We start from the raw sequence: 26,286 nt of genomic DNA, 5'->3' as shown, positions 1-26,286 counted from the left end.
AGAGCCTGCCTCCGAGTGGCGGGGAGCAGGGTCTGTCCTGGTGTCGAGAAACTCTGCCCTCAGATGCCCTCCTCCTGCTCTGGCCCGGATCCGCGATGCCGCCGGACGATCACGGGGCGGGTGTCCTCGGCTTGAGCCAGGCGGGCGATCACGGCCAAGTCTGCATCCGAACAGTGACCTCGCACCTTGAGGTCGATCCAATGCCCGGACCGGCCGACGTGGCTGTCGCGCAGACGGTGGTTGGACGTGGTGTAGAAGCTCTCCCTCGGTTCGATCAGCCGCACGCGCGAGGCGAGGAACAGGATCCCCGACCCGAGATTGCCGCAGAACAGGCGCTCCTCGGCGCCCGTCGTCTTCGGCCCGCCGCCAACCGTGCGCTGTCCGATCTGGTGGAAGGCCTCCCCGAAGCTCGCTGGGTTCGGTGTCGTCCGCGGGGTAAGCGTGTGTCGCCCACCCCATGGGGGCCGCGCCGGGTCGATCCGCCCCGTGGCGATCTCGTTGAGTAGCGTTGCGAGGTAGCTCGGATCGGCCGGGTACGGGCAGATCCGCCACAGCGCCCGGATCGCCAAGCGGCGAGGCTCAGGGTGCTTGAACAGGCGCTCGCGAGCCCGGCGCCAGCCCGCGGCCCGCTGCCGACGGCTCTCCTGCTGCTGGCGCTCCCAGTACCCGGTGCGCCGGATCATCTCCTCGCCGACGTCGAGCTGCCGCTCGGCGATGACGGGCGCGAACAGGGGCAGGGCCGCCTGTTCGCGGACCTGCTTGCGCCGGTACGCCGCGCGCTTGCGCGACGTGTCCTCGTAGGCCGTCGGCCGCGGCCAGCGCTTGAACCGCATCACGCTGCCGCCTGCATGTCCGCCGGGATCTCGTCGCTCTCATCTCCCTCGTCCGGCCCGCCGGCGCCGTCCGCGGCGAGCTCGGCCGGTAGGCGAGCGAGCAGCCAGTCGGCCGAGCGGCTGGCCATCCCCGCCGCCTGCACGATCGCGCGGGGATCCGAGCGCAGCACATCGAGCCAGGACGCGATGTAGTCGGCATGCCGCACCGTCGGTACGATGCCGAGGCTCGCGCAGACGTAGGCCGCCGAGATCTCGGCCACCAGTTCCTCGCGGGCGTAGCCCTCGCTGCCGAAGCGCCCGCTGAAGTCGCGGGCCAGCCGGGAGGGGTGGCCGGTCGCATGGGACAGCTCATGCGCCGCGGTCCGGTGGAAGTTCACCGGCTCGAAGAAGGATTGGGGCGGCGGCAGCACGATCGCGTCATCGGCCGGGCGGTAGAATGCCCTCTGCCCGCCCATGTGCATGGGCACCCCGCTCGCCTCCATCAGCGCGCGGAAGCGCGGCTCGATCAGGTCCTCGCGCGGCGACGGGGGCGGCACGTACAGGTTCTCCGGCAGGCCGTCGCACTGCGCGGCGTTGAACACCGTGTACTGCTTGAGGAAGGCGATCGACCGCGCCTCCTCACCGGCAGCGCTAGCCCGTTCACGCTCCTGCTCGGGGGTGAAGCGGTTGGCGTAAACGACCGGGGTGCCCTTCTCGCCGCGGCGCACGCAGCCGCCGAGGGCGAGCGCCTGGCGGAAGGTCAGCCAGCGCTGGGTCGGGTAGCCCGCTTCCATGCCGCTTGCCCACAGCAGCATGACGTTGATGCCGGAATACGCCCGCTCGGTCTGGGCATTGCGCGGCATCCCGACCGCAGCGGCACCCGGCAGATCGCCCCACGGCTGCACCCAGGGCACCCGGCCCTGCTCGAGCTGGGCGATGATCGTGTCGGTGATGCGCTGGTAGAGGTCGACGCGCGAGGCTGGAGCGGCCTCGGTGCGGCGGGCAGGGGCTTTCCGGGAGGAGGGGCGTCGGGCCATCGGTGTGGTCTCGCGACGGGCGCCGGAGCCTCTCTCCGGCCTGATCTCCCGTCGTGACCTTCCAGGCCTTCTCTGCCTCCGGCGCGACCTCCCGGCCTGGCCACGACGCGAGCCAGGGAGATGCGCGCCGGCAACAGGCGCTTATGGCACACTCGCCTCTTGGTTGCTGGATCGATAAAATAATATATCTTACGATTGCAAGGGAACCGCACGGAATTCCCTGCGGCAGGGCAAGACGAGGGGGACGACCTTGGATCGCACGAGCGGCGAAGGGGAGACTCTCGAACAGCGCACCCGCACAGCCCACCGCCTCTATCTCACGGCGCTGATGCGGCTCGATGTGCTGGAGGACGATGGCCGGCCCGCGGCCGGTGTGAGCAAGAGCGAGTTGGCGAATGCACAGGTCGAGCACACGCACCAATTCAAGCTGCTGAACCTGCTACTCGTACAACTCGGCTACGTGCCGAAGGGCTTGGCCACGCGCGCCGAGATCCTGCGGGAATTGGCGGAGGAGACGATCCGGCCGCGAGGACGCAGTCCGGAGCGAACGGCGGGCGGCGGCGCGGGCCGAGATGCCGGTCTGGTGAGCTTGATGAGAGCGGCGAGCGCCCCGAACATGGTGACGAAGCCGGCCACCATCATGCCACCCAGCCGCACGGTCATCGTGAGCGTCTGAAGCTCCTGGGAGGTGAGAAGGTCTTCCTTCGTGACGAGATCGACCATGATGTAACTCCCGGGCGGCTTGGGCTTGCGCCTGGGCGTGATCCTGGCCAACGCGTAAGCCATCGAGCGGGCTCCTTCTATCGCAGGTACGGCCCCGCCGCGATCGGCGGGGCCCGTGAAAGCCTGGGTCAGCTCCGGCGGCGGTTGTTCTCGCGGGTCCAGATCAGCGAGTGGGTCTTGCCGTCCTCCTCGGCGAAGAGGCGGGCGTAGAGGGGAGCCGGCAGGCTCGGGTCGTCGATCTTGACCGAGATGTAGTCCCGCTCACCCTTCGACACCTTGGCCCAGCCGGCCCCGATCTCGGCCTTGCCGAGGTAGATCCGGTGGGTCGGCGCGGTCTCGCCGCTGCGCTCCGTCTCCGGCACGATCGTGACCTTACGCGCCTGGATCGTCAGGGTGGCGATGTCGCCTGAGAAGCCGGTCTGAGTCTGGGTGAAGGTGCCGATGGTCGCCATGGTGGTGTTCCTTGTCCCATTGCCCGGAGCCGCACCCTTGCGGCCTCGATGGCGGTCGTTGAGCCGGAGGCGACCGGCGCCGCACCTGCGTGCAGGCCGCAGCGCAGCGGAGGACGGCGAGGGCCGGGTTTCTTGGTTAGCGCGAGGAGACGCCGCAGGCGGCGGGGAAGAAACCCGGCTTCCGCCGTTGCGGTGGTCCCGGGCGACCCGGATAGAACCGCTCATCCACGAGGCCCTTGGGCGGCTCGGCGCCAGCTGGCAGGAACACCCTGGTCGGCTCACAAGGTGCCTCCCTACGCCGATGGCTCCGTAGCGCCTCCCACATGAGCGCGGTACGAGGACGCAACGGAGCAGAGCTGCGCCGGCCGGGCCAGCCCGCTCCCTGCGGCCATCCGTGCCTGCACCGAAAAGGGCCGGTGTGCCAGTTGCTCGCCGTGAGGGAGGCCTCCGCTCGAGGGCCCGTGAGGGCGATACCGCCGGCTCCTGCGGACACCAGCCGATCGTGCCGGCGGGACAGGGAACCTCGACGATTGCGTGCCCTCACCGCCGGCGCCGCGACGCCCTCTCCTTGCTGCCGGGATACCGGCCGTACCGGGTGCCGAGGCCATTCGCGACGACCTGCTTACGGCAGATCTGGGCCGGTGTCGCCATCGTATCAGGACTCAACAACGGGTTCAGCTGTCGTGATCAAGGGTCAAAACCCAATCATCTCGAGCATAGATGGGCTGCGATGGTTGAAGGACCGCTCGGGGTGGGGAGCAGACTTCTACGAGGTCTCAATCAATCACTTCGTCATGATCTTACCCGCCTCGGCCACCATCAGCCATAAAGGGTTGGTACGAAGCCTGAGTAGAATTGCCTCACGCTCGATCGTCTATTCGCCTGACAATCAGTGCGATGCGCGGAAGTCGGCGCGACCATGGAATTGTAATTTGCCACCAATCCAACCCCCTATTGTAAAATCCTCGGCTGCATCCACTATAATTCCATACGATCCACCAGTCGTATTTCATCGATGTTCTCATTAATAAGATGAGATTTTTATCATTAGATCGGATTGCGCAATCTATCGAATTTTATCCGATCGCCCTCATGATAGACTCAGCCGCTTGCTTACCCCAGACGTAATGAGTGTGCCGCTACATGTGAGCGCTCCCAAGCCGGCTCGGCCATGCTATTATCCATTTATGCGCGGAGGCATCGACGAACATCAGGGATCTCCGTACAATCCGTCGCGGAACGCCCTGTCGACGGGCTGCGGGTTCGGGCCGGCCCGCTCGCGCAAGCCCCGCGCGAAGGCGGGCGACGAGGTCGAGATGGTCCTTCTCGCGCTCGATCTCAGCGCGTAGGGCGAGGCGGACGGCCTCGGTCGTGGTCGTGGTCGTGCGCTTGAGGGAGGCCAGCTCCTGCGCGAGGGCGCCAACCTCCGGGTCCTTGACGAAGAGGGCCATGCCTATCCCAATCGGATATAGAGGATATCCGAGGCGGAACGCGGGGCAAGGCCGCGCGGCGCGACGGTGAGAGGGGCAGGTTCGTCCTGCCCCGCGCGAGGCTCACGCCTCGTAGGGGTCGAACTCGGTGACGACACTGGCGGGATCGCCCTCGAACTCGTCAGAGGTGACGACGCCGTAACCGGCCTCGGAGCGGAACACGGTGACAGGGACCATCAGCGAGAGCGCGAGGCTGTAGGCGTAGCGGTTCGCGAGGGTGAGATCGGTCGCCATCGGGGTCTTGCTCCTGACGGAGCGGGGGCGATCCCCGCTCGACAGCGCCCCAAGGAGGCCGGGAGCGGCCGCGATCACCGCGGGAGGCGAAGCCGGGAGCGGCCGCCCGCTTGCGGAGCGGACCCCTTGAGGGTTGATCGTGGAAGGCCGCGACGGCCTATCGGGGTTGCTGCGAGAGAGCGGGGTCGTCCACTGCTGACCAGGCGCGACAGCGACAGGGTATCAATGGCATAGCGATGTGCGGCCATAGCTCCGATCTAACTGGCCCACACTCCCGTAGATCAGCGCTCGCGCTGGACCGTTCGGAGTTGCCGCGCGGATCGACGTAGCCATCGTGGCAGCACGATGCGCGTAAAGGCTGGGCCGAACCGGCCGTCGGCGCAGCGCAGAGTGCGTCTGCAGGGGTACGAGGTGAAACGACCCTGGCGTGACGGCGCTTTGGGCCGCGTCGAGCCTGAGACGGCACCGCGCAGCCTCCGGGACGGCCGCGGGCCGGCCTGGGAAGTGCGCACCAATCAGCATCATCGTAGCGCACGCGTGCCGGGAGGCGGTCGGGACCCTTGATGACCGAGAAGGCGAGGATGAGAAGGCGGGCCATCGCCGTGACTTTATGACGGGCACCAAAGCCTCTCTTCGATCATGCGTTCCGTTTAGAAGCCTCACGGCTCCTGTGCTACCGACCTGCCCCTGACTTGAGGTTGCCAACCGCCGCTGCAATCGCCATCGTCGGTCTTGATATTGCAGGGGTGAGCATGAGCGAGCGGAACAGGTTGTTGCGATCGATTGCAACCACGATCGAGGATTACCAGGCCGGCACCCTTCCTACCCCGACCCCTGAGCACGTCGAAAAATGGGTCAGCCAGTTCAATCAAGCATCTCAGCTGCCGATACTGAGCGAGATAAACCACGTACTAGAAAAAACATACTTTTCTAAAATCCGCGTGAGGGGTATTCTGAGGGGTCTCATCCATCATCCTGGATGGACTGCAGGCAACCCGCATGCATTCTGGAGACAAATGAATTTTCTTAACATGCAACCGAGAGGCAACAGCCAGCGGGAGTTGCTGGCAATTTTTGATAAAAGACTGAATAAAGAGTGCGGCTTCTCGATAAATGATTGCGCGCAAGGTAATAAGTTTTTCTACCTTGACGATGGCTTGTTTTCTGGGGGCCGGATCGGCACTGATCTGGAAAACTGGATCATCGGTCAGGCACCTCAAAACGCGGAGCTTATGATCGCGGTCATTGCATTGCACACACAGGGACACTACTTCACGGATCGAAGCCTCAAGAGCGCAATTGCAAGATCAGGAAAGAATATTTCCCTGAGCTGGGCGCACTACATAGCCATCGAAGACGGATTGTTTAAAGTAGATTATTCAGACGTTCTGAGACCAACTACTCCTGGCGCCGATCCGGCCGTGACCGCTTACATTGCGCAACTTGGAAAGCCCCAAACATGGCGAACAGGAACCAGCGTCGGACCCAAACAATTCTTCTCATCCAACGAAGGACGGGAGGTGCTTGAGCAAGAATTCCTCAAAAAAGGAGTCGAGGTGCGCGCGATGTGTCCCTATCTCAATGTTCATCAGCGCCCTCTCGGCAACACCACTATGAGAACGTTCGGCTTTGGAACATTATTCGCCACTTATCGTAATTGTCCCAATAACGCACCCTTGGTGTTGTGGGCAGGCGATCCGTGGTATCCTCTGCTCCCCAGGATAACGAACTGACCGTCATGGCCAACGCCGATCCACGGACCTACCGCGTCGACGAAGTGGTCTCGTTCCGCAAGACCGGAGAGGAGTTTGGCGGCTTGTCCAACATGGCGCCGGGCTTTCCGCTTCGCATCGCCGGCGTGTCGGTGCGGACTTCGGAAGCCTTGTACCAAGCGTGCAGGTTTCCGCATCGTCCCGAGGTGCAGAAGCTCATCGTGAGCGAGACAAGCCCGATGACGGCAAAGATGCGCTCCAAGCCATATCGGAATGACAGCCGCGAGCAATGGGACGATATCCGGGTTCCCATCATGAAGTGGTGTCTCCGTGTCAAACTTGCGCAGAACTGGATAAAATTTGGCAATCTTCTCCTCCGTACGGAAGATAAGCCAATCGTCGAAGATTCACGGAAGGACGAATTTTGGGGAGCAATCAAGGGAAATGACGGCAACTTCCACGGCAGTAACGTTCTTGGCCGGCTTCTAATGGAATTGAGAGAAAAACTCAAAAACGATCCAGGAAGTCTAACTGAGGTATTTCCAGTTAAAATTCATGATTTTACCCTATTAGGCCACCAAATACCAATAATATTCGCAGAAATTACTAAAAATTACGGTCATAATAAGGCTGCCGTACCCGATAGCACTTTGCAGCTGTGGGGCATACCGTAGTCAGCTTCGCGCATTCAGGCGTGCGGCAGGATATTTCGATCTGGATCTGCGAGACGGACGGCCTCGGTAATCTCCGATTGGCTGCGGAGGGGGGATTCGCTCTTAACCTGGCCGTGCTAGCGTGACTGCACCGTGCCGATCCGTCCCGAACACCGCCACTTCTACCCGATCGACTGGCCGCAGCTCTCGGCAGTGATCCGCTTCGGCCGCGCCGGCGGTCGCTGCGAGGCCTGCGGGCGTCCGCACGGGCAGGTGATCGTTTGCCTGGAGGCAGGGACATGGTTCGACGCCGAGGCCGGTCACTGGCGCTCCGGCCGAGGCCGACCGCTACGGCGGCAACCCGGGATTGCAGCTCTGTCTCGCGCTCGGTTGACAGTGCCGATCCTGGCCGCATGCCACCGCGAGCACGACACCAGCCTGAACGGTGACCGGGATCTTGCAGCGTGGTGCCAGCGCTGTCACCTGATCCACGACCGGCCGGAGCATCTGCGCCGGCGGCGCCTGACCTACCTGCGAAGACGCGCGCTCGGGGATCTGTTCCTCGGTCCCTACCCGGTGATCTAACGAGAGATCTGGCGCTTGGCACCCATCGGCGTCGATGACCTTTGAGCAGTGAAGGACTACATTTTTCCCCTTCGAGCGGGTCGCCCCCATAATCGTTTTGGATGCTGCTCGACCCGCTCCGTGCAACTCGTCGATCGCAGCAAATCAGTTTTGGCGCTGCAGATCCCCCCTCTTTCGTACCCTTTACATTTGCATGGGGGAGGGGGTACCCTGCCGGACATCCCTCTTCCGCTCGGACTAAAAAACTTGCATCGTCACCTCGTGACGTATTGGCTCGCCCTCCGGCGGCTCCCGCTTGGCGGTTCTCAGCCTTGCCCTCGCCGTGGTGACCGCTTCCACGGCCGCCGCAGGGATACGCGCGTCGATGTCCATGAGCGCCGACCACAACCTCATGGCGGAGATGAGCGCCGACGACGTGGCTGGAATGGTCATGGACGATATGCCCTGCTGTCCCCACGAGAGGCCGGCTATGCCGGACTGCTCCAAGGCCTGCCCCCTGATGGCGCTCTGCCCGGCGGAGGTCGTCCCCGATCTACCGATGAGCGTTGGCCCATCGGTTCCCGCACCCGTTGCCCTGGGCGTGGCCTGGGATGGCGACGCCGCCTTCGCAAGCCCGGCTCAGGCGCCCCCGTCCGAGCCTCCTGGAGCCTGAACCCGATGTCGCTGGCGTGAGCGCTGGCACGACGAGAGAGCGGAGCGCCCCAACCAAGCGGGCATGAACGGGAGGCCCGGCACGGGGGCAAGTGCGGCAGGCGTCAGCGCCGGCCACCTTTCGTAACCAAACCGGCCCGGGCACCGGACTTACGGTACGAGGAGACCGTAGGGTGACTATGCTCTTGGATCGGCATGAGGCCATAGGCGCGCACGGAAGAAGCGCCATGGGGGAGCTGGGCGAGTCTGACGCGAGCCGTCGGGCCCCCGCCTTCGAGCATTCAGTGACCGCGCCGGCATTAATTCATGATCTGATGGGCCGAGTCCCAGATCGCCGCCATTTCCACAACGACCGATGGCTCAGCTCACTGGCTGCGCTGGCCTGCTTTGTCGCGCCGGCCTGGACGCCATGGCTTGCTTCCCGCTCGAGTCTGCGGTGGGCGGAGCGTCGGCGCCGCAGCCAAGCCCAGGTTGCTGCCTCGCTGTGCGGCGCCCCAGCCGCGCTCGCGTCGCGAACGGCACGCACTGTTCCCGCGGGGGTGAATGGGTGGCGGCTGGAAGGCTTCATCGTTGGCGCGACGTTGCACTTCCAGCTCCGTCTCGTCCTGCTCTCCCTGCTGACGCTGCCGTCGGCGTGGCTGCTTCTCGAAATCCCCAAGCACATCATCAACCACACCCTCGCCGGCGCGAACGGGGGCGGCCATCCGCAGATGACCTTTCTGGGTCTTGATCTCGGACGCGTGGAGCTCCTGTTCGCGCTGTGCGCCAGCTACCTGGGCGCGCTCACGATGGGTGCGCTTGCCAAGTACGCCGTCAACCAAGGGCGCGGGCGCGTGAGCGAGCGTATCGTGCGTCGCTTGCGCTTGGCCATCTTCCGGCGGGCGCGTGGCGAACGCTCTCTCGAGCATCGTGCCACCCTCGCGGCCATCGCCGTCCAGGAGGTCGAGCCAATTGGCTATTTCGGAGCCGGCATGGTTGTCGTGCCGCTCGTCCAGGGAGGCACGCTCGCGACCAGCATCGCGTTCCTGCTGCTCCAGAACACCACGCTGGCCCTCGCGGCTCTCGTCATGCTGCCGGTGCAGCTCAGTCTCCTCCCGCGTCTGCAGAAGCGGCTGAACGCCAAAGTTCGTGAGAGGGTCCACGCAACACGGGTTTTGGGAGGGCTTCTGACCGCGACGGACGCCGACCAGGCCGTCACGCCTGCCGTGCCTGTGCAGGCCGCCACGCGGCGGCTATCGTCCCTGTTGCGGCAGATGCGGCAGGCCGAGGATCTTGAGCGGGTGCGCGTCGAGATCAGCGAGCTGAAAGGCCGCTTGAAGAGCTTGTATAGCTTCACGTCCAATCTCACGCCGTTCTTCTTCTTCTCGATTGGCGGCTACCTGGTCGTCCAGGGGCGCATCTCGCTCGGCGCGCTCGTTGCGGCGCTGGCGGCCTACAAGGAGATCGCGCCGGCGCTGCGGGAGTTGTTCGACTTCATCCAGAGTTGGTCCGACGCGAACGCGCGCTTCGAGGAGGTCACGAAGGCCTTCGAACGGCCTTAACACTGCCATGGGACGAGGCACCGCCTTTTACCGCTCCCGTCAGTCCAGGCCGCGTGAATACCCACTGGGCATCGGAAAGCAGAATGGCCGGCTTCCTGATCAGCGAGACCTACTCCTGCCGCAATGGACGCCGCCCAGTTTCGGGACCGGCCCGGCTGGTTGGACCAATGACAGGGCGCCTGCGTGAGGGTGCCGCCAAGGTCTGCGGATCTGCCAGCCCGTAAGTCGGTCAGGACAGACGCGCCGTGCGCAGACGAAGCGCGTTGCCGATCACGGTGACGGAACTCAGTGCCATAGCCGCGCCCGCGATCATCGGGCTGAGCAGGGTTCCGGTGAACGGGTAGAGCACGCCCGCCGCCACTGGGACCGCGAGCGCGTTGAAAATGAAGGCGAAGAACAGGTTCTGGCGGATGTTGCGCATCACCGCCCGTGAGAGCCGCCGAGCCCGCACAATGCCGTTGAGATCGCCCTTGACCAGGGTCACGGCCGCGCTCTCCATGGCAACGTCTGCGCCCGTGCCCATGGCGATGCCGACGTCCGCGGCGGCGAGTGCCGGCGCGTCGTTGATGCCGTCACCGGCCATGGCGACCCGCTTGCCCTGGCCGCGAAGCCGCTCGACCACCGCCTGCTTCTGATCCGGGAGCACGTCGGCGACGATCTCATCGATGCCGCCGACCCGGCGGGCGACGGCCTCGGCGGTCCGGCGGTTGTCGCCCGTCAGCATGACGATGCACACCCCATCGGCCTGTAGCGCCCGTATCGCTCCGGCGGCACTGTCCTTCACCGGGTCAGCGACGACGAGGAGGCCAGCGGCGCGGCCATCAACGACGCCGAACATCACGCCCTGCCCCTCCGAGCGAAGCCGGTCAGCCTCGCGCTCCAGGTCACCGGGATCGACCTGCAAGGCGTCGAGCAGGCCACGGTTGCCCAAGGCTACGGAGCGACCCTCGACCCGCCCCAGGACGCCCTTGCCGGTCTCCGACTGGAAGTCGGCAGCTTCGCTCAAGCGAAGGCCTCGCTCCTCGGCTCCTATGACGATGGCCGCCGCCAGGGGATGCTCGCTGCCGCGCTCCAAGCTGGCGGCCAGACGCAGGAGGTCGTCCTCAGCCATGCCCGGAGCTGACACGACCGAGACAAGGCGCGGCTTGCCCTCGGTGAGCGTGCCGGTCTTGTCGACGACCAGCGTGTCGATCCGCTCCATCAGTTCCAGAGCCTCCGCGTTCTTGATCAGCACGCCGGCTTGGGCGCCGCGTCCCGTGCCCACCGTGATCGACATCGGCGTGGCCAGCCCGAGGGCGCAGGGACAGGCGATGATGAGCACCGCGACCGCGTTCACCAAGCCGAAGGCGAAGGCCGGCGCCGGGCCGAACACGCTCCAGATCACGAAGGCGAGGACGGCGACCCCGATGACACCAGGGACGAACCAGCTCGACACGATGTCGGCCAGGGCCTGGATCGGCGCGCGTGAGCGCTGCGCCTCGGACACCATCCGGACGATCCCGGCCAGCATCGTATCGGGGCCGACGCGCTCCGCGCGCATGAGGAAACCGCCGGTGCCGTTAACGGTCGCGCCGGTGACCTTGTCACCCGCTCCCTTCTCGACTGGGACCGGCTCGCCGGTCAGCATCGACTCGTCGACGACGGAGCGGCCCTCGACCACCACGCCGTCGACCGGCACCTTCTCGCCCGGGCGGACGCGGAGGGTGGTGCCCACCTCGATCAGATCCAGCGAGAGATCCTCCTCGCGGCCGTCGTCGTGAACCACGCGGGCCGTCTTTGGGGCGAGGCCGAGCAGCGCGCGAATGGCCCGGCCCGTGGCGGAGCGGGCGCGCAGTTCGAGTACTTGGCCGAGCAGGACGAGAGTGACGATAACTCCGGCAGCCTCGAAGTAGACCGGCACCGCGCCGCTCATAGGCGAGCGGAACGAGGCCGGGAACAGACCGGGCACCAGCGTGGCGACGGCGCTGTAGGCGTAGGCCACGCCGACACCGAGGCCGATCAGGGTGAACATGTTGAGGTTGCGCGTTCGGACCGACGCCCAACCCCGCTCGAAGAAGGGCCAGCCGCCCCACAGCACGACCGGGGTCGCCAGACCGAGCTGGACCAGCATCGACGCCCGAGCCGGCAGCAGGGTCCAGCCGAGGAGTTCGTGACCCATGGCGAGGGCCAGCAGCGGCAGTGATAGGGCCGCGCTGAGCCAGAACCGGCGGGTCATGTCGATGAGTTCGAGGTTCGGGCCCTCCTCCAGGGTGGGCGCGGCCGGCTCCAGGGCCATGCCGCAGATCGGGCAACTGCCGGGACCGGCGCGGCGCACCTGCGGGTGCATCGGGCAGGTCCAGGCCGCGCCCTCGGCTGGCTCGGGCAGCGCGTCCATAGCTGGCTCCAAGACCGCCGGATCACGGTCTGGCGGGTTGAGGTAACGGTCCGGGTCGGTCTCGAATTTGCTCGCGCAACCGGCGCTGCAGAAGTGATAGGTCGCGTCACCGAGGGTGCGCCGATGTGATGTGGTGTCCGGATCCACCATCATCCCGCAGATGGGATCCCTGACCTGCTCGTGGGCGGCAGCGGCGGCATCATCTGCTGCCATGTTCCAGTGAGCGTCCTGCGTCATGAGCGTCACCTCCTCGGATGCGGCTTTGGCGGAAGAGAGGGAATGACCGAACGGCCTATCGGACCAGAGCTGCGTCAGCACACCTTCATCGGCCAGCGGCACCGGCAAACTCCTGCTTCAAGAGACCGCAAAGTCAGTTCTACGCTGCTAGGTCACCAAAGTTAGCCACTCAAGGAGAAATGGCCATTCAGATCTGGACGCCAGCCTTGCGCCGCATACTCACCCGTGGTTCGATCTTGGTAATATTTACCCTGATATTCGCCGCGCGATATATTACTTAGTGCTTCAGCGAGCCTGTCGATGTCGTCGGTTGTGTTGTAGTGGCCGAAGCTCACGCGCACCAAGCCCGGCACGGCACTGCGGTCACCCACGGCCATGCTGGAGCGAACCTGAAGTACGTCGTCATGCGTCAATCCGAGCAGATGGATGAGATAGGGATGTGCGCAAAAGCAACCGTTGCGCACGCCGATGCCGAACTCCGTTGCGAGCACGGCCGCGACCAGGGCGTGCGGGTGCGGTTCGAGATTGAACGCGATCACACCCAGGCGCTGAGACGCTCGCAGTGGATCGGCATCACCGTAGATGCGCAGACCTCTGATAGCCGTCAGCCGTTTTAGCGCGTAGGCCGTGAGTTCGGCTTCGTGGCGGGCGATGCGCTCCATGCCAATGCTGCTTAAGGCCCGCATCGCGGCCGCCAGTGCCACGGCTCCCACCACGTTCGGCGTTCCTGCTTCATCACGATCCGGCGCATCGGCCCAGGTGACATCGTCGAGCGAGACGAACTCGATCGTGCCGCCACCGCGGTATTCCGGCTCACCGCGCTCGAACGTGTCTCGCCGGCCGATCAAGGCACCGGTGCCGAACGGCGCGTACATCTTGTGTGCTGAGAGGGTCACGTAGTCCAGATGGGCCGGATCATCGAGGGCCCCAATGTCGAGATCTCGGTGCGGCGCTAGTTGAGCGCAATCGACTAAGATCTGCGCCCCTGCGGCATGCACCTTCACCGCGACCCTGTGAAGATCGGGCATCGCCCCTGTGACATTGGATCCGCCAGTGATCGCGACCAGCTTGATCCGCCCTGCATGTGTTTGGAGCAAGCGGCCGAGGTGAGCCTCGTCTAGCCGACCGAGCACATCGAGGCCGATGTGCTCAACGCGCGCCCGCGCCCGCCAGGGCAGGTCGTTGCTGTGGTGTTCCATCTGCGAGACCAGTACCACGTCCTCGGAAGCCAGCGGCAGACGATAAGACAACTTGTTGATGGCTTCAGTCGTGTTCTTGCCGAAGATGACGACGTGCTGGTGCGAATCGGCGCCGACGAAGCGCGCCACGGTCTCGCGCGCATCCTCGTAGGCCCGCGTCGCGACCCGACTCTTGAAGCCGGTGCCACGATGCACCGAGGCGTACCACTCCATGAAGCGATTGACGGTATCCAAGACATCGCGAAGAGCAGGTGTGCTTGCGGCATTGTCCAGGTTGACGTAGCGCCGCAAAGACCCATCGAGCACCGGTACGCGTTGGTCGATGCCGACGATCCGCTCTCGCAGGGCAACAGGGGGACAAAAGGCGAGATGTCGGCTGCCATGTTCACGGGAAGCCCTCCGGGTTAGCGCTGTCCGTCGATCGTACAGGCGCCGTGCGCGCAGACCTCGAAGGCGTCATCCCGCGCAGCCCAGCCGCGCCGGACCATCAGGCCGTGGATCTCGCAGCCGAGGCACAGCCCGAGCACGGCTTCCAGCCACATCAAGGCGAGGCAGGTTAGGCAGATCGTTAGGGGCAGCACGCCGCGGAGCCCGGTGTTCGTGATGATCATCATGGCTAGGGACATGACCAAGCCGAGCGTCCAGGCGAACCGCTTCGGCTTGGCAGAGACCCAGTGTGGCGGCTGGCGCTGTGTCATCCAGCGCGCGAGCGTACCGACCGGGCTGTACTTGAGCCCTGCCGTGACGCGGATCAGAAATTCGATGAAGAACATCGTTGTGACGACCTGGATCGGCACGTACACCTTGGCGAAATACGCGTACACGAACGCCACCGCGCCCATGACCATCGTCACGCCTGCTGCGGCGCGCACTTGGTTCTCATTGAAGACAGCCGCCCGCAATTCCCTGCCATCATGGGATAAGCCAATTATAGTCTCACCGTAATGTCTTTTAAAAATTGTTAGCATAGAAATTTCTCCTGAAGTTCTACCATATTCGTCACTAATTCTACTTTGCTAATACCGCTACAAATTTTTATTATTAGCTAAAGCGATCAATCTAGGCAACATAATAATTTATTCACCTCTGGTTGGATAATATTGGAGGACTGCCCAAGCAGCAGATAAAATCCATCCTGATCTATCCTTTGTCTCTGCTGTACAGGCTTGAGCGCAAGCTCGGTACAATGCGTGCGAGAATGTCATCCTTGTAGAAAAAATGGTGAAACAAGGCTGCAGATGCATGGAGCGCGATCACACCCATGGCGATCCAGGCTAGGGCAGAGTGGATGGCGAATGCCACCGTGCGATCGGGGATCGGGGCCGGGTCGAGGCTCGGCAGCGTGAACCAGTCAAAGACATAGGGATTGATGTGGCAGCAGCCCGGGGCCGAGACGATGCTCCATCCGACCAGCGGCAGGGCGATCATGAGCACATAAAGCGCTGTGTGCGTTGCGCGTGCGATCAGACGTTGCCAGGGCGGGGTGTGGCCAGGCAGCGCCGGCCAAGGGCGCAGCAGGCGCACCAAAATCCTGAGCGCCACAAGCGCGAGCAGGGCTAAGCCGAACGAGGCATGCAGGTTGTAGACTGTCCAATGCCCCACATCGCAGCAGGACGAGAGCCGGTGCACGAACAACCCGCCCGCGAGGGCACCAAATAAGGCCGCTGCGGCGAGCCAGTGAATGATGACTGACAGGGTGGCCGGCCACCGCGGCCTCTGCCGTGCAGGATCGTCCCGCAACGTGCTGATGCTGGGATCGACATTGCTGGCCATCGTCCTGGCGTTTGGTGAAAGTGCAGAGGAAGAAATGTAATTTGCCCCTTATAGGAACCTGCGGCACGCCGAAGGAGCGGCCACGAGGCAAGCGGTCCTGCACAGATGGGCCGGCGCACCATCGCGCGTCGGCCCATGAACCGGACCGCGAACTGGCATGGCAGGGTCAGGACGGGTTGATCATTGAGGCTTGGACGGGGTCGAGGGTTGCGCCTGAACCGAGTTAAGACGCTGCTCCAGTTGGCTCACGCGCTCCTGCAGCGCGGTCACATCGGCCCCCTGCTGTTGGCCCGTGCCACCGCCCTGCGGCTGCCCCATACCACCCATCCCCATCATGCCCATCATGCCGCAGCCGCCCTGCTTGCCGCCTTGGCCCATACCGCCCTGCTTGTCGCCGCCCATTCCCATCATGCCCATGCCGCCCTGCTTGCCGCCGCTCATGTTCATGCCGGCCATGCCGCCGCCCTGCTGCGTCTTTTGATCACTGCCTTGGGAAGAGGGTTGCTCGTTCATGCCCTGGGCCAGCGCCAAGCCCGCCGTGAGAACGAAAGCGATCGCGGCCGAGGCCGGGATGATCGTCGAGTGTTTCATCGTGTGTCTCCGTTATGCCGAGGAGTGGATGCCGCCGCTCGGAGCCGGGTGGCGGCCGTTAGTGGCTGAGCCGTTCGGGCCCAGCCACTGACAACTTGATCAGGCCGGAGCTCGACGGGAACGCCAGAGACGACCGATAAATTGGATCAACGTTCTCGCCAACGCGGCGCTCGCCATGATGAGCGCGACGACAGCCGTGAGGGTCAGGAATATAAAAATCCATGTTATGAGATTACCGTGCAGCAGCCAGCCCCACGAGAGAACTTTGCCACCACCCATCATCCCGCACATTTGTTCACACCCTTCATCAAATGCACTCTGTTAGATCTAATGATCCAAACATACTCAACACCTCAACAGTGCACCGGTAAGCCAACAATGTTAACTCCCCAACCAGAAACCTGCGCCTCAAACGGAATACTGGCCTTGCCAGTGCGCTATTCGCGCGCAAAGACCTTCGGGGCACCGCCCCCGATCTCGTAGATCGTGAATGGCTCCGTCTTCTGACCGTCCATCCCGGGCGAGCCAGCGGGCATGCCGGGTAACGAGATGCCCTTGATATCCGGGCGCTCGGCCAGCAACCGCTTGACCTGCGCCATCGGCACGTGTCCCTCGACGACGTAGCGGTCGATGAGGAGGGTGTGGCAGCCCTGGAGCCCCTCCGGCACCCCGTGCTCGCGCTTGAGCGCCGCCAGCCTCGGGGTCGCCTTCACGGTGACCGCAATGCCGCTGCGCTGGAGCACCTTGGCGTAGGCGTCGCAGCATTCGCATTGCGGGTTCTTGTAGAGGATTGCGCCCTGCACCCCTTGCGCCACGGCCGTCGCCGGCGCGGTGACCGCAAGAAGCAATCCGAGGACCGTGCGTCGTCTCATCATCTCACGTCCTCCGCCTGGGTTCATTTCACGGAGCCGGCGTGATCGACTGGACCGTGTAGTTGCCCTTGGATCCGGTCAGCGTGAACTGGACCTTCTCGCCCGGCTTAACCTTCGTCAGGTCGACCGACTGCGCCGCGGGGAACTCCATGTGCATCGCCGGCCAGCCGATCGCCGGGATCGGCCCGTGATCGAAGGTGACCTTGCGCTGCCCGGCATTCACGGCCGCGACCGTGCCTGTCGCGCTGGCCGTCTGGCCCTTCGTACTGTCCGAGCCCGCGTTGCCGCTCATGCCCGGCATGTCGCCCATCTTGGAGGGCGGCGCGGCCTGCACCTGCACGGCTCCGGCGAGAAGCAAGGCAGCCGCAGCGGCCACAGTTCCGGTCCGGCGTGACTGGCCGAGGTTGAGCACCATCATCCCTCTTCTCCTTGCTCCGGCAGATCGGGCCCGCCTGCCGGCGCCCCGCCCCCGGATCCTGAACCTGTGTTGCGACGGCACACCTTTGCGCTTGGCCGCCGTCACACAAGACTTCGGGCCTGGGGGAAGAAAGGTTACTTTCTACGTTCCGTTCCTGGATCGAGCCCTGCCCACCAGCGCAGGCTGACAGTCCTCAAGCTCCGGCTCACTTTCGAGCCTCGATGAGTTCGGGATAATAAGGCCCAGCGCTATCCTGCCGGTCCGGCCGCAGCACGATACGCGGACGCAAAGGAGTCAAGTCCGCTCAGGAAGCCTACGACGTAGGCGCCGACTCCGACCGCTCCCAACCGTAGCCGCGGCTCGAGGACCACGATGGTCATCGCAGCTGCCATAAGCACCAGCCCGAACCCTGCGCGCCGACCTCGATCAGGAAGACCAGAGCGTGGGTGACGAGACCCGCGATCCGATACGCGTTCAGCATTCTGAGGCAGACTCCGATGGCAGGAGCTTGCCTCCGGCAGTGGCCGCCACCGTGAAAGCGTCCGGATCGGGACCATGCGTACGGGTCCGCCCTCAGCGCGTGGGATCCACACCGAGGTTTTACTCTATCGAACCTCCGACGGCGTGCAGCAGGTGCAGAGATCCTGGGGCGAGAACGAGAGGGTACCGTCGGGGGCTTCGTCCGGAGAGGGCACCCCGCGCAGTCGATTGTGGATCGCCGTCGCCGCGATGGCAGCCTGGCCCATCGCGACGCTGATCTGGTCGAGGCTGCGCACCACGTCGCCGGCCGCGAACAGACCGTCAGTCGAACTCCTCTGGTGCGCATCCGTCACCACGCAGCCTTTGTCGTCAAGGTCCGTGCCGAGGCCGCGCACAAGGTCGGATCGGGCGTCGCTGCCCAGCGCCGAGTAGAGGGCATCGAAGGATTGGTGATTTCCGTCGCGCATGGACAGGGCACGGACATGGTCACCGTCAATGACCACCCGCGCGACCGGCTCCTCGACCACCCCGATCCCGGCTTCCGCCGCCTGCCGCCGCTCCTGCTCGGACAGGGTCAGAGGGCAGCCGAGCGACAGCAGCGTGACGTCGAAGGTATAGGTCCTCAAGAACAGCGCCTCGTGCAGGCCGCTGCTGCTGTGCCCGATCACCGCGACCCGCTTGCCGAGGACCTCGTAGCCGTCGCAGATCCCGCAATGGCGCACCAACCCGCGCTGGATCGCGTCCGGCACGTTGGGCAGCGCCGGCTCGCGGTCGACGACCCCGGTCGCGAGCAGAACCGTGCGCGCCGCGATCCGCTTTGAACCGACAGTCGCGATGAAGACACCGTCCGGTCGATGCTCCAGGTGCGTGACGGAGCCGTGGACGATGTGGGCGCCGTACCTGCGCGCCTGCTCCGTCATCCGGCCCAGGAGTGTCCTGCCGTGGATGCCCTCGGGAAAACCGGCATGATTGTGCGAGGTCGGGATCAAGGCCGCCCGGCTCCGGCCGGCGTCGACCACCTGAAACCGCCGGCGGAAGCGGGCCAGGTAGATGGCCGCGGTCAGACCAGCCGGTCCACCCCCAATGACAAGGCAATCCAGGACGCTCTCCGGCATGGTTCCGGCTCCTCTCCGTCGTCGATAATGGGGGCTGTCCGCGCCGGGCGGTCGACCGTGCGCGATCGACCAGCACTCACTCGGCGGTATTGACGAGGCGCGGTCGCACGCGAGCAAGGGCCTGATCGGTGCTCGGCGCTCCGGTGCTGGTTCGGCTTCGGTGCGGGAGGCCACGAGCCTTGACCAAGCCGTAGATGGCCGGGATCACGACGAGCGTCAGCACGGTCGAGGAGACCATGCCGCCGATCATCGGCACGGCGATGCGCTGCATCACCTCAGAGCCCGCGCCCGTGCTCCACAGGATCGGCACCAGGCCAGCCATGATGGCCACCACCGTCATCATCTTCGGGCGCACCCGCTCGACAGCGCCCACCATGATCGCCCGGTAGAGGTGCGTGCGAGTCGCCTCCCGGCCCGCGGCGGCGACCTCGGCCCGCTGCTCGTCCCAGGCATGGTCGAGATAGATCAGCATGATCACGCCCGTCTCCGCGGCGACGCCGGCCAGCGCGATGAAGCCGACCGCCACCGCGACCGACATGTTGAAGCCCATCCACCACATCAGCCAGACGCCCCCGACGAGCGAGAACGGCAGCGAGAGCATGACGATGAGCGTCTCGGTCAGCCGTCGAAAGTTGAGATATAGCAGCAGGAAGATGATCAGCAGCGTCACGGGGACCACGATCTTCAGCCGGGCCTCCGCCCGCTCCAGGTACTCGAACTGCCCGCTCCACTGGATGCTCATGCCCTGCGGGAGCTGCACCTCCTTGTTGACCGCGTCCCTGGCCTCGGCGACGTAGCCGCCGAGATCGCGCCCGGTCAGGTCGACGAAGATGTAGACCGCGAGCTGCCCGTTCTCAGTGCGGATCGAGGTCGGCCCCCGGGTCAGCTGCACCTTGGCCACCTCGCCAAGCGGGACCGTGCCGCCGGCCGGCAACGGCACCTGCACCTCGGTGGCGATGGATTGCGGATCTGAACGGAAGGCGCGCGGGTAGCGCACGTTGACCGTGTAGCGCTCGCGGCCCTCGACCGTGTTCGTGACGCTCTCGCCGCCGAGCGCTGTCGCGATGACGTCCTGCACGTCCCCGACCATGAGGCCGTAGCGCCCGAGGGCCTCCCGGTCCGGCGTGATGTCGAGGAAATAGCCGCCGATGACCCGCTCCGCGTAAGCGCTTGACGTGCCCGGCACGTTGCGCACGACCGCCTCGACCTGCCGGGCGACCTTCTCCATCTCAGTCAGATCGGTGCCGTAGATCTTGATGCCGACCGGCGTACGGATGCCGGTCGAAAGCATGTCGATGCGGGCGCGGATCGGCTGCGTCCAGGCGTTCGATACCCCGGGAAACTGCAGGGCCTTGTCCATCTCGGCCTTGAGGCTCGCGAGCGTCACGCCGGGACGCCACTCCGCCTTGGGCTTCAGGGTGATGATGGTCTCGAACATCTCGGTTGGGGCCGGGTCCGTCGCCGTCGAGGCGCGCCCGGCCTTGCCGTAGACGGAGGCCACCTCGGGGAAGGACTTGATGATGCGGTCCTGGGTGGCGAGTAGCTCGCCGGCCTGGGTAACCGAGATGCCCGGCAGAGTCGTGGGCATGTACATCAGGGTGCCCTCGTTCAGGTCCGGCATGAACTCGGAGCCGAGCTGGCGGGCCGGCCAGATCGTCAGTCCGAGCGCCACCACCGCCAGCAGGATGGTCAGCACCTTGGCCCTGAGCACGACCTTGATCACCGGGCGATAGACCCAGATCAGGAAGCGGTTCAGCGGGTTGCGGTGCTCGGGGATGATGCGCCCACGCACGAACAGCACCATGAGTGCCGGCACCAGGGTCACGGACAGGAGCGCTGCCGCCGCCATGGCGAAGGTCTTGGTGAAGGCGAGTGGCCCGAACAGGCGCCCCTCCTGGTTCTCCAGGGTGAAGATCGGCAGGAAGCTCACCGTGATCACGAGGAGGGAGAAGAACAGCGAAGGCCCGACCTCAGCCGCCGCCTCCACCAGGATCTCCACCCTGGGCTTGCCCGGGGGCGCCCGCTCCAGGTGCTTGTGGGCGTTCTCGATCATCACAATGGCGGCGTCGATCATGGCGCCGACCGCGATGGCGATGCCACCGAGCGACATGATGTTGGCGCCGATCCCGAGGAGATGCATGGCGCCGAGCGCCATCAGGATGCCGACTGGCAGCATCAGGATGGCGACCAGTGCGCTACGCAGGTGCAGCAGGAACACGATGCAGACGAGCGCCACGATGACGCTCTCCTCGACTAGCGTGTGCTTCAAGGTTTCGATGGCCGCCTCAATGAGCTGCGAGCGGTCGTAGACTGGCAGGATCTCCGTGCCCTTCGGCAGGCTCGCGGCGACCTCGGCCAGGCGCTGCTTGGCGCCCTCGATGACGTTGAGGGCATTTGCGCCGAAGCGCTGCAGGATGATGCCGCCGGCGACCTCGCCCTCGCCGTTCAACTCGGTGATACCGCGCCGCTCGTCCGGCCCGAGTTCGACCCGGGCGATGTCTCGCACTCGCAGCGGTGTGCCGGCGTCCGTCTTCAGGACGATGTTCTCGATGTCGGCGACGCTCCTCAGGTAGCCGCGGCCACGCACCATGAACTCGAACTCGGAGAGTTCGACCGTGCGGCCACCGACATCCGCGTTGCTCGACCGGATCGCGTCCCGGAGTTTGCTGAGGGTGACGCCCTGGGCGCGCAGCCGGTTCGGATCGACGACGACGTTGTACTGCTTCACGAAGCCGCCGACGCCCGCGACCTCGGCCACGCCCTCGGCGCGCGAGGCCCCGAAGCGCACCACCCAGTCCTGGAGCGAGCGCAGCTCGGCGAGCGTCTGCTGCTTGGCCACGATGGCATACTGGTAGACCCAGCCGACCCCCGTCGCGTCGGGCCCGAGCGTCGGCGTCACGCCGGTCGGCAGGCGCTTGCCGGCCGCGCTCAGGTATTCGAGCACCCGCGAGCGGGCCCAGTAGGGGTCCGTGCCGTCCTCGAAGATTACGTAGACGAACGAGACCCCGAAGAACGAGAAGCCGCGCACCACCTTCGACTTCGGCACCGTCAGCATGGCCGTGGTGAGCGGATAGGTGACCTGGTCCTCGACGACCTGAGGCGCTTGGCCGGGGTACTCGGTGTAGACGATGGTCTGCACGTCCGAGAGGTCGGGGATGGCGTCGAGGGGCAGGGTGCGCACGCTGTAGAGACCGGCCGCCACCACGAAGACGGTGCCGATTAGCACCAGGACGAGGTTGCGGGCCGACCAGCCGATGAGACGCGCGATCATTACGGCTTCTCCTGGCCCTGTGCCTGCGGAGCCGGCGGCGTTGGGGCCGCCATGCTCTGCAGCGCCGCCTTGAGGTTGCTCTCGGCATCGATCAGGAAGTTGGCCGCGGTTACGACGTGCTCGCCGGCCTGTACGCCCTCGCGGATCTCGGTGTAGCCCTCGCCGCGGGCGCCGACCTTGACTTCGCGCGGCTCGAAGCGGCCCTCGCCCTTGTCGACGAGCACGACCTGGCGCGCGCCCGTGTCGATGACAGCATCGTTCGGGATCGCGACGACGGGCTTCGTCGCCCCGGTCCCGATCTCGACGTCGGCGTACATGTCGGGCAGGAGCACACCGTCGAGGTTCGGCAACTCGATCCGCACGCGGGTGGTGCGGGTATCCTTGTTCACCTGCGGGTAGATCAGCCCGACCTTGCCGGTGAAGCTGCGCCCGAGCAGCGAGCGCACGCGTACGCTGACGGGCTGGCCGACCTTGACGCTGCCGAGGTCGTACTCGGGGACGTCGGCCAGTACCCACATCACCGAGATGTCGCCGATCCGGAACAGGGTGTCGCCGGCTGCGGCCTTCATGCCCTCGATGGCGTTTCGCTCCAGGACAACCCCGTCGCGCGGGGACGACCAAGTGATGGCCATCGGCACCTTCCGGGTGCGCTCCATCTCGTTGATCACTTCCTCCGAGACGTTCAGGTTTTGCAGGCGCCGCCGGGAGCCCTCGAAGCCCGGGTTGGCGATGAGCTGGGCGGCGGCCGCGTTGATCTCAGGCGAGTAGACGTGGACCAGGAGCTGACCCTTGCGGATGCGGTCGCCTGTCGTGACGTTCTCGACGTGGTCAACATAGGCGTCCGACCGGGTCGCCACGACGGTGACGCGCCGCTCATCGAGCGTGACGGTGCCGGGCACCCGCACGGCTCGGCTGACGACGCGACTTTGTGCCGTCTCGGAGCGGACGCCGGTGCGCTGGACCTTGCCGGGCGAGATCTTGACGGTGTTTCCGTCCTCCGCCTCGCCCTCGTAGACGGGGAGGTAGTCCATCCCCATCGAGTCCTTCTTTGGCACCGGCGAGGTGTCCGGCAGACCCATCGGGTTGCGGTAGTAGAGCACCTTCTTGCTCCCGGTCTCCGCCATGCCGAAGGTCCCGCCGCCGGCCGGCTCCGCCGGCTTCGGGTCGAAGCCGACATCCTCGCCGACGCGGACGGGCCGGTACTCCCGCCCGTCGGGCGTCTTCGCCGGAGCCGGCGCGTAGGCGGCCTTCCCGTCGGGATCGCGGTAATACAGGATGGGGGCATCCGCCGCCGGACCCGCCCCGCCCCTGACGAGCAGGCCCGAGATCGGAACCGGTACCCAGGCCGGCAAGGGCCAGTCGGCCTTGCCGGCCGTCAGGCCGACCAGCACCGCGCCGCCGAGCGCGATGGGCACGAGCGTGAGGGCCGCGATTCGGGCCGCCAGGCGCGAGGGACCGCCCCCGCGTCCCTGGGCCTCGGAGAGGTGGAAAGGCGTCCTCTGGTCCATCACGGTACCACCTTGAGGGCGAGCTGGTTCTGCACAGTGCCGGTCTCGCCCTGCACCTTGGCGGCCAGCGAGAGCTGCCAATCGCCCACCATCGTGAGGTTGGTCTTGAACCGGTACAAGCCGGGCTCGGATGCAGGCTGCGGCTCCAGCTCCGTCGTCATGGTCGGCATGCCGGCGGGTGCCATGTCGAGGCGATACGCGAAGACGACCGCGTCTTGGACCGGCTTGCCCGTCGGCTTGTGCATCAGGCGCACCGCCAGCGTCGCCTCGCCCTGCTTGGCCTGGCTCCCGACAAAATTGAAGGCGTAATCCTTGAGCGCGGCTGGTACACCTGCCGCTTCGGAGTTCGTGCCTCGGTGCGGCAGCCAACCGGCAAGAGCGGCCGGAACGTGGTCGGAGATCGCACTTGGCACCGTCCAGGTCCGGCGCCCAAAACCGTAGCCGAGGGCAACCGCGGCCACGAGCATCATGGCGAACAGGGCGATGCCGGTGATCCATCTTGCCCAGCCGCTGCCCCCCGGGGCGGACTCGAACTCCTCGAAGTCATCGAACGGTGTGTTCTGATGCATCATGGCACTGCCTGCAGGACGAGCCTGCGCTGGATGGGGCTTGGGAGCCCTGGGATCTTGGCTGCGAGCGTGAGCGCCCAGGCACCCTCCATCGAGAGGTCAGTCTCGAAACGATAGTAGCCGGGCAGCGTATCGGCCTGGAGCTCCAGCGGGGCGGTCATCGAGCCCATCCCGTCAGGCGACATGTCGATGCGGCTGATGAACAGGACCGCGTCCGGAACCACCTTGCCGGTCCGCTCGTCGACGAGACGGACCAGGATGGTCGTCCCGGAACCCTGCTTCACCTCACGTTCCACGAGCTCGAAGGCGTAATGGTCCGGCGAGCCTCGGCTGGAGGACGAGGCAACGGCGACGCCGGTGCCCATGAGGAGCAGCACCAGCGCGAGAGCACGCCACAACGGGAGGTGCCGCATGCAAGCAGGTGCCGCGCCTACCGGCCTCAACAGGGGTGTGCGAGGAGGGGGGATCATAATGCTGGGCCGCCTGAGGTATAGCCGAGGTTCTGCTGAACGGGCAGGCGCCCCGGGAACTGCGCGTTACCGCCTATGCCGCAGCGGAAGTCTCGTCCCCGCACGTCGCGCAGGCCGTGCGTGCGGTTCAGGCTGCACATGAGGCTTCCTGTCGTCTCCGGATCACGCAAGGAGCGCGTGGGATATGAGGCGTGAAGGCGCGGGCCGGTTCGCGTCTGCCAAGTGGGTGCGGCCGATGCCGTGCCAACGAAGAACCTCATGATCTTGTCCATCGTCCTCGGTGGGAGCGCCCTTGCTCATGAGTTCGGAGAGCAAAATTTTTTCGTTACATCCGAAGGAGCGGGATGCCCGGCGCCGTCACGACAGCGCCGGGATCAAACATCAGCACGCCGACGGCAGGCATTCTTGTATCGTCGTCCGAACTCGACCAAGAGGCACTTCTCCACACACCTCGCCAAGCCGACATAGAGCCGGACGATTAACGGCGACCACAGCGACATCGGAATGGCCAGCCGAGTAATGACTCTGTGAGAGCTGGTTTCCTGCGCTTATTTGAGCAGATCAAGGACCCGAAAACCCGGCTCCAGCCTTGGACACCGCTACAGGCGCCCTGTGCCGTGATGTTTTAGAACTTCTCGCCAGCGGGCCTCGGCTGACGGTGCGCGGGTCGACGAGGGGCATTGTTGATCGAACCTGTCGTCAGGACTCCCGAGGGCGGAGCGAGCATCGACGGTGCAGCCGCCGTTTGGTGCTTTCTCCACGACGGGGGCAGCGACTCCCAATACGCTGCCGAGGCCTGATTTGGTAGGCCCGAGACTAGAAATGCTCCGACGCTCAAAACGGCGAATGACTTTCTCATGGCAAGACCCCTTTTATGTTCTCGGAACTTGTTGCTTCCATTCATAAGTTCGGATGCCTCGCGAAGTTCGTTACAGGACGCGCAAAATTTTTTATATGGCATGGTGGGATTGGCAGGGACCATCGCATTCACACCCAGCGGAGGAGGGCGCTCCGCCGCGCGAGTTGAGAATGTGCAAGGCTTCCAGGAGGCTTCAATCTTCGGTTCTGGTCGAAGTGAACAGGTAGAACCCGTCACGGCTGAGCGCCTTCTGGGCCGAAGCCGCGTTGAAGCCTGATGGCATGAAGCCTTGCTTGCCGACGGTGCCCCGGAACCGCCACCCCCCACTGATGAGGAAGTCCGGGATTGAGAGGCTTGTCGACACCGCGCAGAACAGATCCTGGGCGAACCGGCACTCGAAGATCACATAGGTTCGCGTTGGCCTCTTCTTCTGAGCGCTCTCGGTAAGCCTCGCGACACTGTCTGCAGGTCTGGCGTGGCCTTCCCGTGAGGCCCTATTTCTATGACTGCTGCGTCTCCCACTCGGAGGGCCCATATGTATCGAAGCTGCTCCGCTCATGTCCGGCCAAGTCTAGCTAGTCCCTGGCGCGGTAGGTTAGCGCCGCGTGTCCCTCGCCGGCCTGGAGCGCAATCCGCAGTAGTGGCACCCGCACCGACCCA

Annotated in this window: 23 protein-coding genes; 5 read left to right on the top strand and 18 right to left on the bottom strand. The window is 65.1% G+C overall.

Annotated features, from left to right (window positions below; translation table 11 throughout):
• Nucleotides 1-59 precede the first annotated feature (59 nt).
• Nucleotides 60-833, bottom strand: coding sequence for a hypothetical protein (locus F1D61_RS32850; RefSeq protein ID WP_203159438.1), 774 nt, complete (start codon nt 831-833; stop codon nt 60-62).
• The gene (locus F1D61_RS32845; protein WP_203159437.1) at nt 833-1,849 is read right to left on the bottom strand and encodes an ArdC family protein; all 1,017 of its coding nucleotides are present in this window, start codon (nt 1,847-1,849) and stop codon (nt 833-835) included. The genes F1D61_RS32850 and F1D61_RS32845 overlap by 1 nt, the downstream gene beginning before the upstream one ends.
• Before the next feature lie 250 nt (nt 1,850-2,099).
• Here F1D61_RS32845 and F1D61_RS32840 point away from each other — a divergent pair, with 250 nt between their 5' ends.
• The gene (locus F1D61_RS32840) at nt 2,100-2,525 is read left to right on the top strand and encodes a hypothetical protein (protein WP_203159436.1); all 426 of its coding nucleotides are present in this window, start codon (nt 2,100-2,102) and stop codon (nt 2,523-2,525) included.
• A gap of 175 nt (nt 2,526-2,700) precedes the next feature.
• Here F1D61_RS32840 and F1D61_RS32835 read toward each other — a convergent pair whose 3' ends face one another.
• The 3 genes from F1D61_RS32835 to F1D61_RS32825 all read right to left on the bottom strand — a co-directional run bounded on the left by F1D61_RS32835 (nt 2,701) and on the right by F1D61_RS32825 (nt 4,748).
• The gene (locus F1D61_RS32835; RefSeq protein WP_203159435.1) at nt 2,701-3,024 is read right to left on the bottom strand and encodes a DUF736 domain-containing protein; all 324 of its coding nucleotides are present in this window, start codon (nt 3,022-3,024) and stop codon (nt 2,701-2,703) included.
• 1,139 nt (nt 3,025-4,163) lie between these two features.
• Nucleotides 4,164-4,475 carry a type II toxin-antitoxin system VapB family antitoxin gene (locus F1D61_RS32830; protein ID WP_246776038.1) on the bottom strand — a complete coding sequence of 104 codons (312 nt, stop codon included), beginning with the start codon at nt 4,473-4,475 and terminating at the stop codon, nt 4,164-4,166.
• Nucleotides 4,476-4,577: 102 nt separating this feature from the next.
• The gene (locus tag F1D61_RS32825; protein ID WP_203159434.1) at nt 4,578-4,748 is read right to left on the bottom strand and encodes a hypothetical protein; all 171 of its coding nucleotides are present in this window, start codon (nt 4,746-4,748) and stop codon (nt 4,578-4,580) included.
• Nucleotides 4,749-5,446: 698 nt separating this feature from the next.
• Between F1D61_RS32825 and F1D61_RS32820 the strand changes: the two genes are divergently transcribed.
• From F1D61_RS32820 to F1D61_RS32805, 4 genes are all read left to right on the top strand, one after another.
• Entirely contained in the window at nt 5,447-6,481 is a 1,035-nt protein-coding gene (locus tag F1D61_RS32820) for a phosphoribosyltransferase-like protein (RefSeq protein ID WP_203159433.1), read from the top strand.
• 5 nt (nt 6,482-6,486) lie between these two features.
• Entirely contained in the window at nt 6,487-7,134 is a 648-nt protein-coding gene (locus F1D61_RS32815) for an NADAR family protein (RefSeq protein WP_203159432.1), read from the top strand.
• Between the two features lie 132 nt (nt 7,135-7,266).
• The gene (locus F1D61_RS32810) at nt 7,267-7,698 is read left to right on the top strand and encodes a hypothetical protein (protein ID WP_203159431.1); all 432 of its coding nucleotides are present in this window, start codon (nt 7,267-7,269) and stop codon (nt 7,696-7,698) included.
• A gap of 878 nt (nt 7,699-8,576) precedes the next feature.
• Nucleotides 8,577-9,890, top strand: coding sequence for a multidrug ABC transporter ATPase (locus tag F1D61_RS32805; protein ID WP_246776037.1), 1,314 nt, complete (start codon nt 8,577-8,579; stop codon nt 9,888-9,890).
• 229 nt (nt 9,891-10,119) lie between these two features.
• Here F1D61_RS32805 and F1D61_RS32800 read toward each other — a convergent pair whose 3' ends face one another.
• The 13 genes from F1D61_RS32800 to F1D61_RS32740 all read right to left on the bottom strand — a co-directional run bounded on the left by F1D61_RS32800 (nt 10,120) and on the right by F1D61_RS32740 (nt 26,032).
• A complete protein-coding gene (locus F1D61_RS32800; protein WP_203159505.1) occupies nt 10,120-12,501 on the bottom strand; it encodes a heavy metal translocating P-type ATPase in 2,382 nt (793 codons plus the stop codon).
• Between the two features lie 161 nt (nt 12,502-12,662).
• Entirely contained in the window at nt 12,663-13,991 is a 1,329-nt protein-coding gene (locus F1D61_RS32795) for an aminotransferase class V-fold PLP-dependent enzyme (RefSeq protein WP_246776036.1), read from the bottom strand.
• 113 nt (nt 13,992-14,104) lie between these two features.
• Nucleotides 14,105-14,572: a DUF4395 domain-containing protein gene (locus F1D61_RS32790; protein WP_203159430.1), complete on the bottom strand. Its 468-nt coding sequence runs from the start codon at nt 14,570-14,572 to the stop codon at nt 14,105-14,107.
• A 268-nt stretch (nt 14,573-14,840) separates the two neighbouring features.
• Nucleotides 14,841-15,473, bottom strand: a complete 633-nt coding sequence (locus F1D61_RS32785) for a cytochrome b (protein ID WP_203159429.1) — start codon at nt 15,471-15,473, stop codon at nt 14,841-14,843.
• A gap of 180 nt (nt 15,474-15,653) precedes the next feature.
• On the bottom strand, nt 15,654-16,064 hold the full coding sequence (locus tag F1D61_RS32780) for a hypothetical protein (protein WP_203159428.1): 411 nt from the start codon (nt 16,062-16,064) through the stop codon (nt 15,654-15,656).
• Nucleotides 16,065-16,501: 437 nt separating this feature from the next.
• Nucleotides 16,502-16,939, bottom strand: a complete 438-nt coding sequence (locus F1D61_RS32775) for a DUF411 domain-containing protein (RefSeq protein ID WP_203159427.1) — start codon at nt 16,937-16,939, stop codon at nt 16,502-16,504.
• A gap of 25 nt (nt 16,940-16,964) precedes the next feature.
• Nucleotides 16,965-17,354 carry a copper-binding protein gene (locus F1D61_RS32770; protein WP_246776035.1) on the bottom strand — a complete coding sequence of 130 codons (390 nt, stop codon included), beginning with the start codon at nt 17,352-17,354 and terminating at the stop codon, nt 16,965-16,967.
• Nucleotides 17,355-17,959: 605 nt separating this feature from the next.
• Nucleotides 17,960-18,949, bottom strand: coding sequence for an NAD(P)/FAD-dependent oxidoreductase (locus F1D61_RS32765; protein WP_203159426.1), 990 nt, complete (start codon nt 18,947-18,949; stop codon nt 17,960-17,962).
• Between the two features lie 76 nt (nt 18,950-19,025).
• Complete coding sequence (locus tag F1D61_RS32760) at nt 19,026-22,220, bottom strand: efflux RND transporter permease subunit (RefSeq protein WP_203159425.1); 3,195 nt, start codon at nt 22,218-22,220, stop codon at nt 19,026-19,028.
• The gene (locus F1D61_RS32755) at nt 22,220-23,728 is read right to left on the bottom strand and encodes an efflux RND transporter periplasmic adaptor subunit (protein ID WP_203159424.1); all 1,509 of its coding nucleotides are present in this window, start codon (nt 23,726-23,728) and stop codon (nt 22,220-22,222) included. Before F1D61_RS32755 ends, F1D61_RS32760 begins: the two co-directional genes overlap by 1 nt.
• Nucleotides 23,728-24,300 carry a FixH family protein gene (locus tag F1D61_RS32750; RefSeq protein ID WP_203159423.1) on the bottom strand — a complete coding sequence of 191 codons (573 nt, stop codon included), beginning with the start codon at nt 24,298-24,300 and terminating at the stop codon, nt 23,728-23,730. The genes F1D61_RS32755 and F1D61_RS32750 overlap by 1 nt, the downstream gene beginning before the upstream one ends.
• Nucleotides 24,297-24,674 carry a FixH family protein gene (locus F1D61_RS32745; protein WP_246776034.1) on the bottom strand — a complete coding sequence of 126 codons (378 nt, stop codon included), beginning with the start codon at nt 24,672-24,674 and terminating at the stop codon, nt 24,297-24,299. The genes F1D61_RS32750 and F1D61_RS32745 overlap by 4 nt, the downstream gene beginning before the upstream one ends.
• A 1,145-nt stretch (nt 24,675-25,819) precedes the next feature.
• Nucleotides 25,820-26,032 carry a hypothetical protein gene (locus F1D61_RS32740; RefSeq protein WP_203159421.1) on the bottom strand — a complete coding sequence of 71 codons (213 nt, stop codon included), beginning with the start codon at nt 26,030-26,032 and terminating at the stop codon, nt 25,820-25,822.
• Nucleotides 26,033-26,286 lie beyond the last annotated feature (254 nt).

The sequence above is a fragment of the Methylobacterium aquaticum genome, from assembly GCF_016804325.1.
In the GTDB taxonomy this organism is placed as follows: domain Bacteria; phylum Pseudomonadota; class Alphaproteobacteria; order Rhizobiales; family Beijerinckiaceae; genus Methylobacterium; species Methylobacterium aquaticum_C.
This window is presented reverse-complemented; position numbering and strand designations above follow the sequence as displayed.

Excerpts from the sequence above, each read along its gene's own strand:
- F1D61_RS32800 (WP_203159505.1), bottom strand. The coding sequence starts at position 12,501 with ATGACGCAGGACGCTCACTGGAACATGGCAGCAGATGATGCCGCCGCT.
- F1D61_RS32850 (WP_203159438.1), bottom strand. The coding sequence starts at position 833 with ATGCGGTTCAAGCGCTGGCCGCGGCCGACGGCCTACGAGGACACGTCG.
- F1D61_RS32835 (WP_203159435.1), bottom strand. The coding sequence starts at position 3,024 with ATGGCGACCATCGGCACCTTCACCCAGACTCAGACCGGCTTCTCAGGC.
- F1D61_RS32775 (WP_203159427.1), bottom strand. The coding sequence starts at position 16,939 with ATGATGAGACGACGCACGGTCCTCGGATTGCTTCTTGCGGTCACCGCG.
- F1D61_RS32750 (WP_203159423.1), bottom strand. The coding sequence starts at position 24,300 with ATGATGCATCAGAACACACCGTTCGATGACTTCGAGGAGTTCGAGTCC.
- F1D61_RS32765 (WP_203159426.1), bottom strand. The coding sequence starts at position 18,949 with ATGCCGGAGAGCGTCCTGGATTGCCTTGTCATTGGGGGTGGACCGGCT.
- F1D61_RS32815 (WP_203159432.1), top strand. The coding sequence starts at position 6,487 with ATGGCCAACGCCGATCCACGGACCTACCGCGTCGACGAAGTGGTCTCG.
- F1D61_RS32760 (WP_203159425.1), bottom strand. The coding sequence starts at position 22,220 with ATGATCGCGCGTCTCATCGGCTGGTCGGCCCGCAACCTCGTCCTGGTG.
- F1D61_RS32785 (WP_203159429.1), bottom strand. The coding sequence starts at position 15,473 with ATGGCCAGCAATGTCGATCCCAGCATCAGCACGTTGCGGGACGATCCT.
- F1D61_RS32770 (WP_246776035.1), bottom strand. The coding sequence starts at position 17,354 with ATGATGGTGCTCAACCTCGGCCAGTCACGCCGGACCGGAACTGTGGCC.
- F1D61_RS32805 (WP_246776037.1), top strand. The coding sequence starts at position 8,577 with ATGGGGGAGCTGGGCGAGTCTGACGCGAGCCGTCGGGCCCCCGCCTTC.
- F1D61_RS32845 (WP_203159437.1), bottom strand. The coding sequence starts at position 1,849 with ATGGCCCGACGCCCCTCCTCCCGGAAAGCCCCTGCCCGCCGCACCGAG.
- F1D61_RS32780 (WP_203159428.1), bottom strand. The coding sequence starts at position 16,064 with ATGAAACACTCGACGATCATCCCGGCCTCGGCCGCGATCGCTTTCGTT.
- F1D61_RS32830 (WP_246776038.1), bottom strand. The coding sequence starts at position 4,475 with ATGGCCCTCTTCGTCAAGGACCCGGAGGTTGGCGCCCTCGCGCAGGAG.
- F1D61_RS32825 (WP_203159434.1), bottom strand. The coding sequence starts at position 4,748 with ATGGCGACCGATCTCACCCTCGCGAACCGCTACGCCTACAGCCTCGCG.
- F1D61_RS32755 (WP_203159424.1), bottom strand. The coding sequence starts at position 23,728 with ATGGACCAGAGGACGCCTTTCCACCTCTCCGAGGCCCAGGGACGCGGG.